Annotated in this window: 8 protein-coding genes; all 8 read right to left on the bottom strand. The window is 53.8% G+C overall.

Annotated features, from left to right (window positions below):
* Window positions 1-97 precede the first annotated feature (97 nt).
* Window positions 98-2932: a TonB-dependent receptor gene (locus tag K0H48_RS18875; protein ID WP_219268656.1), complete on the bottom strand. Its 2835-nt coding sequence runs from the start codon at window positions 2930-2932 to the stop codon at window positions 98-100.
* 96 nt (window positions 2933-3028) lie between these two features.
* The gene (locus tag K0H48_RS18870; protein WP_219268655.1) at window positions 3029-3994 is read right to left on the bottom strand and encodes a FecR domain-containing protein; all 966 of its coding nucleotides are present in this window, start codon (window positions 3992-3994) and stop codon (window positions 3029-3031) included.
* Entirely contained in the window at window positions 3991-4497 is a 507-nt protein-coding gene (locus K0H48_RS18865; RefSeq protein WP_219268654.1) for a sigma-70 family RNA polymerase sigma factor, read from the bottom strand. Before K0H48_RS18865 ends, K0H48_RS18870 begins: the two co-directional genes overlap by 4 nt.
* A 1082-nt stretch (window positions 4498-5579) precedes the next feature.
* Window positions 5580-6062: a toxin-activating lysine-acyltransferase gene (locus tag K0H48_RS18860; RefSeq protein WP_219268653.1), complete on the bottom strand. Its 483-nt coding sequence runs from the start codon at window positions 6060-6062 to the stop codon at window positions 5580-5582.
* Window positions 6059-7783, bottom strand: a complete 1725-nt coding sequence (locus K0H48_RS18855) for a hypothetical protein (protein WP_219268652.1) — start codon at window positions 7781-7783, stop codon at window positions 6059-6061. Before K0H48_RS18855 ends, K0H48_RS18860 begins: the two co-directional genes overlap by 4 nt.
* Window positions 7780-8901 (bottom strand): SbmA/BacA-like family transporter, encoded by a 1122-nt coding sequence (locus K0H48_RS18850; RefSeq protein ID WP_219268651.1) that lies wholly within the window; start codon window positions 8899-8901, stop codon window positions 7780-7782. The genes K0H48_RS18855 and K0H48_RS18850 overlap by 4 nt, the downstream gene beginning before the upstream one ends.
* Window positions 8902-8981: 80 nt before the next feature.
* Window positions 8982-10400: a TolC family protein gene (locus K0H48_RS18845; protein ID WP_219268650.1), complete on the bottom strand. Its 1419-nt coding sequence runs from the start codon at window positions 10398-10400 to the stop codon at window positions 8982-8984.
* On the bottom strand, window positions 10400-12553 hold the full coding sequence (locus K0H48_RS18840) for a peptidase domain-containing ABC transporter (RefSeq protein WP_219268649.1): 2154 nt from the start codon (window positions 12551-12553) through the stop codon (window positions 10400-10402). The genes K0H48_RS18845 and K0H48_RS18840 overlap by 1 nt, the downstream gene beginning before the upstream one ends.
* Window positions 12554-12555: the final 2 nt, after the last annotated feature.

The following is a 12555-nucleotide window of genomic DNA, read 5'->3' as shown; positions in this document are numbered from 1 at the left end:
GTCACCTGAATTGGGCTGGCTTCGCCACCCAACGCAGGGCAAGCCTGCTCGCCACGTTAAAGGTGTTCAGCCCTAACTGATGGGTGTTGCCTGGCCCTTAGAACTTCGCCTGCACGCCCACCCGCACTGTACGCCCTGGCGCTGGCATAAAACTCTGCGCCAGCGGGTCCAGGTAGTAGCGGTCGGTGACGTTCTGCAGCGATACATTCAGGCTCGCGTCCTCCTGCAACTTATAGTTGAGGAACAGATCCACCAGTGCCACTTCGCGGTAGTTCAGTTGCGGCGTGGTGGCGCCGGTCTGCCAAGGCTTGTCGGCGGTGACGATGGGGCCGCTGGTGTAGGTAATACGTGTGCCGAGCGTGAGGCTTTGGTCAAAGAAGCGCAGGCCAGTGGTCAGGTTGCCCGCAAGTCGGGGCGGGTTCTGGGTGTTGGTGTAGGAACCCATGAAGCTGCCCGGTGTGCAGTTCGGGGTGTCGGCGGTTTTCTGGTAGCTGTCGCTGGTGGCGCGCAGTGTGGCGGCGAAGGCCGCATCGCAGGTTTCGGTTTTCAGGTAGTAGGTGGATGACAGGTCTGCGAACACGCGCCCGGCATCGTAGCGGGCTTGCAGTTCCAGGCCGCTGGTCTTGTAGCTGTCGGTGTTGCTGAAACGCATCTGGCCCCACGAGCCAGGGCTTGGGTCGTAGTAGCGGGTGATGTAATTCTTGATGGTGTTATTGAAGTAGGCGAGCTTGATCGCCGCCGTGTCATCCTCGACCAACAGCCCTTTGCGCAACGTGCTGGCGCCGACCTCCCAGTTGCTTGAGCGCTCGGGTTTCAAACCCTTGCCGGGCAGGGTTTGCAGTACGCCCTGGCTGGTTTCAAACAACGAGGGCATGCGAAACCCCTGGGTGTAGGAGGCATACACGAAGGTGTCCGGCAGCACTTCGATATTGATGCCCAGCGCCGGCGAAAATGCCCCGCCGCTGTTGCTGGCCTTGCCGGAATAGTCATAACCGCTCACCACGTCACTGACCTGGGACGGGTAAACCGTCGAATCGATCACGCCAAAGTCGTTGTAGCGCACGCCCTCGAAAGGGAAGTTCGTGTTCTGGAACACGATGCCGTTGTTCAGGCGCGGATCGGTAGCGTTGGTGTACTCGCCGTTCTGGTCGGGGAACCACATCATGTTGCCGGAATTGTTGCCGTTGTAGACGCGCAGGTAGCGCAGGTCACGCTCCTCGCGTCGCGCGGTGGCATTGGCAATATGGTCTTTGCTGCGATAGTGGGTGTAACGGCCGCCGCCCCATAAGGTCAGGCGGTCCACCGGTTTGTATTCGAGTTTGCCATTGAAGCTGTACTCCTGCCGCGAGCCTTCGCGCAGCATGCGGTTGGCGTTGATATCGTGCTGGGTGGTGGCGACGCCTTTTTGCGGGCGCAGTTCTTCGAGCTGGAACGAGCTGCCGAGGTCGAGCTTCAGATCACCGTAGTCGGTCGCCCAGCGTGAGGTGTTGGCCAGGCCGCCGCCGATGCGCTGGTTGGCCTGCCGGCTCCAGGCGCGGTCCGAGCGATAAGCCTGGGACGCAGGTGCGGCCACCGAGGTGAGCTGGCTGGTTTGGGCGTCGGTCATCCACAGGTCGGCGGTCAGGTCCACCAGCGGGTTGCCCGAGGGCAGGTAGTTGTAGCGAGCGGTGTAGGTGTCGATCCTGGTATGGCCCAGCGGGTACTGATAGATGCCGCCGGTGCCGAAACGGAAGATATCCGACGGCATGATCTCGCCAATGCGCCCGTCATAACGACGATAGCCGAGGTCGAAGGTATGGCCGTCCGCCGGGCGCAGGGTGGTCTTGAGCAGGAACGATTCGGTCTTCGCCGAGGAGTTGAGCACTTCTTCGCCGGCGTTGTAGGTGGTGGCGACGCTGGTGTCTTCATCGCCCCAACGGTTGTAGGTGCGGTAGCGGTCCTGGCCTTTTTTACCGGCAAAATAATTGCCCTGATTGCGCTTGGCGTAGGCCGCCACCACGTCGAAAAACTCATGGGTGTAGGCAAACGCGGCGCTGCCCGCTTCGGCCTGCGAGCCGAACAGCCCGCCGCGGCTCTGGTGCGGCTCGGAATACAGGTCCTGGGTTTTGGAGTGCGGGTCGCGGGAAGCCGGGGCGACGCCGTTGTTCCAAAAATCGCCCTTGAGGCGCAGGCCGATGTTCTGGCCGTCCTTGAGGATGTCGCCAACGCCCAGGGTGCGCATTTTTACCGTGCCGCCAATGGCGCTGGAGGTCAGGCTGGGGCCTTTGTCGATGCTAATGTCGCTGATCAAATCCGGGTCGATGTAACTGCGCTGCTGCGTACCGGCATAGCCGCGATACACATCCAGCGCCTGCTGCGAGCCGTCCACCGTGACCGCCACCCGGCTCTGGCCCTGGATGCCACGAATGTTCACATCCAGCCCGCCGCCATTGCGGCTGTCGCCGACCTGCACGCCGGGCTGGCCCTTGAGCACATCACCCACCGACACCGCGCCAAAACGTTGCATGTCTTCGCCGGAGATGTACACCGACGAACGCGGCGCGCGGTAGACCTCCTCTTCGTCGAAGTTTTCGCCCGTCACTTTTTGCGTCGGCAGTTGCACGGCCTCCTGGCGCAGGCGCAACACATAGCCACCATCGGCCTGGCGCTGATAGTCCAGGCCGGTGCCCGAGAGCACCTGGGCCAGGCCGTTCTCCGTGTTGAATTCACCCTGCAGGCCCTGGCTTTTTCTGCCCGCCGTGAGCAGCGAACTGCCCGCCATGCTGATCCCGGCTTCGGCACCAAAGCGCGACAGCACTTGGTCCAGAGGCCCGGCACTGATGCTGTACGGGCGTTCACCGGCGGCCAATACCAGCTCACCGCACAACGGTTGCAGGCCGAGAAATAACAAGCTGAATGTATGACGACGCAAGACACGAACGGGGGAAATCATGCAAGGCTCCTAGGGATCGAAACCCACCTGTGCGGGTGGGTAATACCTAAAGGCCAAGCCAGATCGAAAAAACTATCGCGTCGGCGAAAAAAAACTTCACGCAGGCACCACCGTCACCCAATAACGGCTTCTTCGCTCGATGCGCACCGGCAAGGTTTTGGCCACCAGGGCCAGCGCGGCATCGGTGTCGTCCAGCTGGAAACTGCCGGTGATGCGCAGCGCCGCCACCGCCTCACTGCAACGCAGCACGCCTGGGCGATAGCGCGAGAGTTCGGCCAGCAACTGATCCAGGCGCATGCGTTCGGCCGGCAGAATGCCGTGCATCCAGGCCTGGGCCAGCAACAAGTCGACAGGGCGTGGATGCCCGATTGCGTAGTCTTCAACGTTTATCTGCCAGCCAGCCTGCAACGGCACGGGCGTCGGTTGATGCCGCGCACTCACCTGCGCCCGCCCGCGCAAGACAGTCACCTGCGTGCCTTGATGATCGTGGCGCACCAACAGGTTGGCGCCCTGGCTGTAGAGCCGCGCGTTCGGGGTTTGCAGTTGCAACGAGGCAGACCCTGCTGGCGTATCGAGTGCCAGCTCGCCCTCGACCAACTGCACACTGCGCTGGTTTGCACTCACGTCCAGGTTGACCGCACTGGCGGTGTTCAGCCAAAGCGAACTGCCGTCCGCCAGGGTCCAGTGTCGGCGTTCGCCAGTGCGGGTGCGATAACTCGCCAGCGCTGCGCGTACAAGCGTGGAGTCCGCACCTTGCCAGGCAACGCCGCCGAGCAGCCCCAGCGCCAACAGGCATTTGAGCACCTGACGACGGCGTTGTGGATCAGTCCCGGCCGCCTGCAATGCCCGGCGTGCGGTGGCGTCGGCCAACACATTGGCGCCTGGTTGCAACAACAGCGGCAAGCTGCTGACCCGCTGCCAGGCGTACTCATGCGCGGGGTTGGCCTGGCGCCATTGCTGCAAAGCCTGATGGTCGCCGGCATTCATCAAGCCGGACTGCAAACGCACCAGCCAATCGATGGCACTGTCACGCACCTGCGGGTCAACCGCCGCACAGCTCATTCAAACCGGCTCGCATAGCAGACACTGAACGCCTTACCCATGGCGCGCTGCACCTGGGCCACCGTCAGGCTCAACTGCTTGGCGATCTGCGGATAGGTCAGGCCATCAAGCTGGGACAAGAAGAAAATCTGCCGCACCCGCGCCGACAAACCGACCAGCAGCGAATCCAGCTGCAACAGGGTTTCGATCATCAGGTGCCGCTCTTCCGGCGAAGGCTCCACGGCCACCGGCCGCGCCGCCAACGCTTGCAGATAAGCCCGCTCGATGGCTTGGCGACGCCAGCGATTGATCAGCAAGCCATTGGCGATCGTGGCCAGAAACGCCATGGGCTGGCGTAATTCACGCACGTCCTCTTGGGAGCGCAGCACGCGGATAAAGGTGTCGTGCGCGAGGTCTTCGGCATCGGCCGTGTGCCCCAGCCGCCGGTGCAACCAGCCTCGGAGCCAGCTGTGGTGATTGGCGTACAGCTGGGCGACGGGCGAGGGGGTGCTGTCGTTGTGCATGTCTGACCCGGCTCAAATGATAATATTTCTCATTTTAGAGTTTTGAAATGGGCCTTGTATAGGGGTGGGGTTGCTGCCATGGGCCAAAAACAAAAAAAGCCCGCATCTCTGCAGGCTTTTCTCTATCTGGCACCCCAATGCTGAATAGAGCCAATAGCAGTGAAGGAGTAGTTTATTTCGGCTAACAGCACACTCACCACACGTAGATTGACGCTTCTGTAAGGGCTACCCAATCTAACTAATGCACCCGACAAACTTTGGTACAACCAAAATAACAAAAGCAATTATCAGCGGAAGAGCAAACATATGTAAGTGCTTACCCTGGATATTTCGGCCAAACTTTTCACCTATAAGAGACGCCGCACCTTTGGCCGCGAACGATAGAACCAAAGCGCTTACGAGCGAGAAGATTATTAGCAATTGCTCACCTGAACCTTTAAAAACTTATTAAGCCGAACAACCACCTTACTCTAATAAAATAGCGCTCTACCAATCGCTATCTCAAACAAATAAAGCAATGTTTTAATTATACCTTTGTGCTCTAGGAGCCATTGGCTAGCCGATTCGCGTTACTTAATATAGCACCCGAGGTAAAACTTAAACCTGCATTACCCAACGTCCGACCTATACCTACCGGCCCAAAAACCGCTCCTCCCAGGGCTCCAGTTCCCACAGCAGCCGCAAACTCACCGCCATTGAAAGACCCCCCACCTATAAGGGTCCCCACATATCCAACAGCGCCCGCCGCCCTTCCAGCAATTGCTCCGGGAACGCCATAAGCACCAACAACAGACTCTGCCTCTTCTAATGTAATCTCACGCATGTCTACTCTCCAATAATAATGAAACAGCCCTTTACACCTACACCTAAACACTGCACTGCACTGCATATTCGTGAACTGTTTCGCGCTTGCCTGTATGAATAAACACACCGTGTGTACATCGATACTAGTTAGATGTACCGTCGCGCTTACGAGACAAAGCACCGGATTGAAAGCAAGGCCACTATGAGATGCGTATCAAACCAGGAGCACTTAGAAAAGTCTCCCAATCCTAGCTCTGGCAAACGAAGACATGCAAGCCCTACATCTGCAGGGGAGAAGCTACTAAATTCCGACAGGAAACCTTTTTCACCGAGTAGTCCATATTTCTACGGACCCAATTCACCTTTTTGACATTCATACTTAGAAACAATTTTTTCAGATCTTGACATGCATACGTCAAACCCCCACTAGGAAAACAACAGTCAATGATCCACGTGCTGCTGCCTTCATCCCACTCGGACTCATGCAACAAAAATTTAGAATCATTCAATAATCTCTGCTCGCTGTCAGGCGCTAAATTTGCCCAGACCACATAGCCAGTGGGGTTGTCGAAGTCATCAAAGAAGAATATGATTTGCTTATGGTCGATCGCCGGAATAAGCCATACTCTAAAATCTATAAAACGGAGCATAGAATAACGGCGGCACTGCATAAGTATCCAGGAGGCAAATCCTATCAGCCTGGCTTTCTCGATCAAGTTATTTTTTCGGCACAGTGTAAATAATTTAAACTTTTTACTCATGGCAAAAACTCCTTTACATCATTATAAAACACAAGCAGATCAGCCCCACCCTTCGCGACCGCAGATACATCAAGAAGTTTACTGAATTTAACCTTACCGCCAGCACCATCAACCTCGACAAAACAACCACTCAAGCCATCAAAATAGATGACAACTTCATCAGCGCGCCATAACAACGTTTCAAATGAAATGCTTTCATTATAGGCTAACCAAGCATCTCGCCGCGCGCCGTCAAATAAAGCACTATAAGAACATATCCCAGCATTGTTTGCGGAGGTAGCTCTCAATTCAGTAATTCTTTCAAAAACATTCAATAGCGAAGCACCTACCCGATTCAGTCGTGTGGTGTTAATCGCCATGCAGGCAATGAAATTTTGACGAGTGACCTTGTCGACCTTCGCTTTAGCTATCGCTTTTTCGACTAGCTGATCATAAGCCTCCACAAGCCTCGTTATAAGCACTTTATCCTTACAAAACCAGGATAGATCCTGCGACGCTTTGGTGAATTTTTGGACCAGCAACTGTCTGTATAAGAAAGCAACATAATGCTCATAGCCCTGCCAACTAGCGGATGGCGAGACCGGTACCAGCGAAAAGTCATCATGATCCAATACTTTTTGTAATGCCACAGAGAACTCGACAAAGAGCGGATCATCGCGCATATCCTGAATAACCCACAAGGGGAATCCGACTTGCACAGCCGTGTACACATACAGGTGATGTTCATATTCACGAGTAAACGCCACCACGCATTTTTCCCAAATGTCATTTGAGCGAGTAACGCTAATAACTTTATACTTGCTCAGATAAAAGCACATACTCTGTAGACTCTCCATCGCAGGAGAATACTCATTCATGAACCTGCTGATATTAAATCCGTCCCACCATAATACATTTGAAAATACGGTTGCACCCGCCAAATCCATCCACGCACCGTCTAATGTTACATTGGACGCACTGATACTCTGATGAAATATTCGTTTTGCCCTTGCGGCAGCGAACTGATTAGCGAATCGTTTCGCCAACTCCTCCATCCCTATTTCAAGACGCTGCTCCATACTACCGACGTGTTCCTCACCTCCTTTTTTGGGTAGGAAATGCACTAACTTTCTGACGACCAACATAACTCGCTTGGCGTCCTCGCTCAAGTCACCGTGTTTTTTTTCTTTAAAATAAACAGCCCTGATAAAGTGTGCGGGACGCACGGCAGGCACTCTGACCAAGAGCCCGCGAGGGTGTATCTGATCAGGTTCCTTAAAGTCAACCTCCAAGTCTATGACTGCTGCTGACCTTACTGAACCATGAGGTAACGCTATGTCAATTATTTCGGCCCAAATAGATTCATAGATCGCGATATTCAGTGATAGAAAGCCATTTCCATGGGAGTTGCCATAGCCATCCGGCGGCCTAGCGCCGACCAGTTGATTAGCGCCTAGCCCTTTCAAATGAAAGATACCGTCGTAGCCGCATCGCCCACCGCCGCCGTTGGTTAAAATTCCGTCCCCACCATAGCGTTCCGCATAAAATATTTTCTTTTCCACAGCGCGCTCTGCCTCAGCTTCACTGCCTGCAATGACATAATTGTATTCAGACAACAGCGCTGATTCGCTCAAGTTCCATTCGAGCTTTTCATTATAAAAAACAATCTTTCCTAGTTTTGCCTTAACAGTCTCAAAGGATACCAAAACCTCTGGCAAATCAGACAGTATCAACCGCCTCATGACACTTCCTTATTTACAAATCCATCTGAATGCGTCAAACCAAACTTATTTTCGGCGTGCCGCGCCAGTGCATCATCGAACGATATAAGTCTATCGGTCGTCGCCTTCCACTCAGCGATATTGTGATAAGCACTTATAAACCAACTCAAATTTTCACATAAATTTCCAAACGCTGAATTTATCTGCATGACATCACCAAACATAATGGAGCCCGAAAAAAACCGCGGAACTGCCAACAAACTACTCAGGACCAGGGATAGCTGACTATAACTTTCCGTAAACAACGAAAGTCGCACCTTGACATGGATAGTGCGAAGCCTATTAGTCAGGCTTACCTCAAGTTTATCGCTGATATGGTTTCTTTCATACTTTCGCGTAGGCTTGGCAAAATCCAAATCTTTTCGGTCGCGAAACTTAACTAAAAAATACCTAAGATCAGCCTCAGATTTTTGCTGACCATTATTCAATGAGATTAACTTGAAACCGATTTTCTGGCTGATATACATACCTATAAACGTGTATAAAATAGCGCTCCAGAACATATAAGCAGGAATCGTTACCCCCCACAATGACGCACTGCCCGAAATAGCGATTAAAACCACGCTAAATGACACCACGCTTGCCAATGTATAAATCAGTCCGCAGGCTAGGTAAACCGAAGAAAACGTAAATTTATTTATATCTTCAGCAATACGTTGATCTGGATTATCTACGTAACGCCCAACTTTCTCGGGTTGCGGGGTTCGAATGATCCATGCCGAAAGATAATGGTTAGTCAACCATCGGCGCCATTTCAACGCTAATATATCCACCAGATAGGTCGTCAGCACTGAACGCGCGACCGAAAAACACACAATTCCGAAAAAAATGCATACTAATGTATAAAATCTACGGGCATTTAGCTCTTGAATAGCGTTATAGAAATGTTTATACCACTCATTAAGCGCCAACGCAGTCGCAACCCCTAGGAGCGAAAGCGTCACCAAGGCAACCAATGCGCACCATGCGAACACCTTCTCTTCTGACTTCCAATACATCGAAAGTAGTAATAATGTATTTTGCAAAAAGCTACTTTCATTAATTTTTGTCGCATCCGTACTCGCAGTATCGGCATCCATCACGGCTTCTCGGTTTGTTTACATTTATATTTTTTTATTTTTTAGTTTGTTTTTTTGCAAGATACTTTCAGACAGGGACGCTATAACACCCAGAATCCCAGACGCCCTAAACTCGCGGCTAATTTCAAGCGCGCCATTTGCCAACTGTTCAATGCACTGATGTGTTGCTGCTCCGCCGTCGCGTATGCAGTCAACGCGTTGAGCGATTCGATCATGCTGCCAACGCCGGATTGGTAGCGGCCCTGAACAACGTCCAGTGCCTGGTTGGACTGCTCAACCCATTCGGCCGTTCTTTCCAGTGACCTCGTTTCAATGATGAGCGCCTGGTAGTTACTCCACAGGTCTATTGAAATCCGCTGCTCAACATCGCTCAGCTCAGCCTCCCTAGCCTCCAGTTGCGCCTGAGTACCGCGCACCTGGTAAGTTCGCTCAAACCCTTCAAACAAGGGAATATTCAGTTGTAGCCCAATGCTGTTGTCACGTACTCGACTATTGCCGTTGAACGCCATTGACTGGTTGAAACGCACGTCTGACGCATTGGCGATAAATGACAACGTAGGACGGCCTTCGGCCTTGCTCTCGTCGATGGTAGCTTTTGCCGCATCCAGCCGAGCCTTGGCAGCGAGGAGCGAAGGATGATCCTGCTTGGCTTGCTCAAGTAACTCGTCAATACCTTTGACAAACTGGGTGTCCGGCCGCCGAGTCAAACTTCCTGCCAGCTCCAGCTGTGTTTGTGGCGCCAGCCCCATGCGCAGCGCAATCAACCCTTTGGCATTGACTAACGCACCATTGCTGCGGACTTCATTAAGCGCTGCCTGCGAATACGCTGCTTGAGCCTGGAGGCGGTCTGAAAGCGCGGCAGCGCCTGCATCATATTTGGCACTGGCCGCCTTAAGGTTTTCGGCAGCCAGCACCGCCACTCGGGCAGCAGCAATTTGGTTGTTTTGTGCCGCCAATGTGTCGTAGTAAAGCTGGGCGGCGAGCACAAAGGTTTCCTGCAATTGCTGATCTTGACTGGCGTTTGCGGCAACCAGCAATTGTCGTGCGTTACGCAAGGCCGCGTCGCGCCGACCAAAATCAAACAACACCCAACTCAAGGCCAATCGGTGATCGATTTGGCTTTTATGACCGTGGCTGGAGTACTCCCCGCGCTGGTCATAATCCGTGTCGTTACGACCCGTAGTAACACCAGAGCTGGCGTTGAGCCTCGGCAAATACGCCGACTGTCGCACCCCAACATTCGCAGCCAGAGCCCTGGCATTTGCCCAGTTCAGGCGTGCTTGTGGATCGTGACAGAGCACCCGTCCTATCATGTCCTCCAGCGTTAAACGTGCAGGTACCGGACCGGCTTCACACAAGCCGGGGACGCTGTCGATGTGCTGAGTGGCTGTGCGCGAGACCGAGCTCCCAGTCGCGAACACATCCAAATCTGCAGCCTCGCAGAACTGAGAGCCGGCGTAAAAATAAACTGCCAAAACAGCGACACGAACAGCTCCCATCAGGAAGTGACCGTGCCAATCGTGGGCATGGCATGAGCCTCGACAGGTTGAACCGATACAATCCGCCCGTTTTCTAGCACCAATACTCGATCTGCCGATGCAATCGTCTCTGCGCGGTGAGCAATAATAATCCGCGTCACTTGAAGCCCTCGAACCGCCTCATTCACCTGACGCTCGCACGCCATATCCAGATGGCTGGTGGCCTCATCAAGAATCAGGATGTCGGGCTTCTTGTAGAGCGCCCTGGCTAACATCACCCGCTGTTTTTGGCCACCCGACAACACCGTCCCCATATCGCCCACCAAGGTGTTGTATCCCATCGGCATGGCCATGATGTCGGTATGGATGGACGCCATGCGCGCGCACTCCATGGCCCAGTCCAAATCAGGGTTTGATTCAAAGAACACGATGTTGTCTGACAGTGAACCGGCGAACAGGCAGTCGTCCTGCATGACCGTTCCGATCTTGCCGCGAAACTGCTCGGCGCCCAATTGCTGCAGGTCACCTCCAGCCATGAATAGCTGGCCTTCAGTGGGTTGAAAGATTCCTAACAGCAAGCTGACAAGGGTGCTCTTGCCACTCCCCGAAACGCCTGTAATTGCCACCGACTCGCCTTGAGCGATGTACAAATCAACGCCATTGAGTACAAAAGGTTCTTGGTCGGAATAGCGGTATTTCACACCTTTGAGTTCGATATCCACCGGAGATGTGGGCCATGTCGCGCCCGCTAATGTGCCACGGCTATCTTCCGGTGGATGCATGACAATATCGGCCAACCGCTCACCCTGCAAACGCAGCATGTAAAGCTCAAAAAAATGATCGATCAAGTTTGCGACGCGACTGACAAACTGATTTTTGTATGCCATAAACGCGATCAATACACCCACGGTGAACTGGTTGTTCATCACCATCGATGCGCCCAGGCCGATGGCAATGAGATTTTCCAGCCCGAATATCAGACCGTTCAGCTGTGTGTAGATCAGCTGCAACTTCTGCGTTCTCAAACCAGCGTTGATCTGTTCTACCAGCAAGCCAAGCCAGGCGAGACGCCGTTCGTTCTGGCGCTGAAACAGCTTGATCGGTCGTATGCCGCGCACGGTTTCCAGAAAGTGACTTTCCTGGCGAGCGGCATGCACAATCTGTTCTTCACTGGCGCGTCGCAACGGGTAGTACCACGCCCATCGAACCATCACGTACAGGATCATTGCCGTAGCGGCAATGGCCGCCAGCAACGGGCTGTAGACAAACATGAGGATGAAAGTGGCGATGGTCATCAGTCCATCGAGCACCGCAGAAAAAAACGCCGCTGTCAGGGTCCCCTGAATCACATCGACAGCACCGAAGCGCGAAACAACATCGCCTAGATGCCGCTTTTCAAAATAGTGGATTGGCAGGCGTAACAGGTGGCTGAAGACATTGGCTCGCCATTGCACGCTTAACAGCGTGCTCATATGCATCATCACCCAGGCCCGTATTGCGCTCACCACTTGCTGCATCAGCAACAACAAACCAAAACCAATGATCAAGGTTGTCAGCAAATCACGATCTTGGGTGACGAGCACGTTGTCGAGCGTCCATTGCAGCAAAAACGGACTGACTAACGAGAACACTTCCAGCGCCAGTGCCAAGACCAGCACCTGTCCAAGGGAGCGGTAGAGACCACTCACTTTTCCCAACATACTCATCAGTTTGACCTGAGGCTTAGGCTCCTGTTTTTCAAAGCTCCCGCCTGGCCAGACTTCTAGCGCTACGCCTGTAAAAGACTTGCTGACCTCGGCCAAGCTCAAATGCCGGACGCCACAGCCAGGGTCATGCACAACAACGCGCTGGTTTTCCACCGCCTTGAGAACAACAAAGTGGTTAAAGTTCCAGTGCAAAACACAGGGCAACTTGAGTTTGCTCAGGTCTTCAAGTTCTAACCTGACAGCCCGAGTACCGAGGTTCAATTGGTCGGCCGTCTGTATCAGTTGCTTGAGCGTACTGCCCTTGAGTGACACATTGAATTGGCGGCGCAGATCCATCAGCGTTACGTGGTGACCATGGAACCCCGTGATCATCGCCAGGCAGGCCAAGCCACACTCCGTCGCCTCGGTTTGCAGGATCAAGGGAAGGCGTCGGCCCACTCGCAAGGTGATCGCATCGAGGTAGTTCATGC

Source organism: Pseudomonas sp. Xaverov 259, assembly GCF_019352915.1.
GTDB lineage: Bacteria > Pseudomonadota > Gammaproteobacteria > Pseudomonadales > Pseudomonadaceae > Aquipseudomonas.
The sequence above is the reverse complement of the archived record's forward strand: the minus strand, read 5'-3'. Positions and strand labels throughout refer to the sequence as shown.

Coding starts and splice junctions, on each gene's coding strand:
- K0H48_RS18875 (WP_219268656.1), bottom strand. CDS start 2,932: ATGATTTCCCCCGTTCGTGTCTTGCGTCGTCATACATTCAGCTTGTTA.
- K0H48_RS18870 (WP_219268655.1), bottom strand. CDS start 3,994: ATGAGCTGTGCGGCGGTTGACCCGCAGGTGCGTGACAGTGCCATCGAT.
- K0H48_RS18865 (WP_219268654.1), bottom strand. CDS start 4,497: ATGCACAACGACAGCACCCCCTCGCCCGTCGCCCAGCTGTACGCCAAT.
- K0H48_RS18860 (WP_219268653.1), bottom strand. CDS start 6,062: ATGAGTAAAAAGTTTAAATTATTTACACTGTGCCGAAAAAATAACTTG.
- K0H48_RS18855 (WP_219268652.1), bottom strand. CDS start 7,783: ATGAGGCGGTTGATACTGTCTGATTTGCCAGAGGTTTTGGTATCCTTT.
- K0H48_RS18850 (WP_219268651.1), bottom strand. CDS start 8,901: ATGGATGCCGATACTGCGAGTACGGATGCGACAAAAATTAATGAAAGT.
- K0H48_RS18845 (WP_219268650.1), bottom strand. CDS start 10,400: ATGGGAGCTGTTCGTGTCGCTGTTTTGGCAGTTTATTTTTACGCCGGC.
- K0H48_RS18840 (WP_219268649.1), bottom strand. CDS start 12,553: ATGAACTACCTCGATGCGATCACCTTGCGAGTGGGCCGACGCCTTCCC.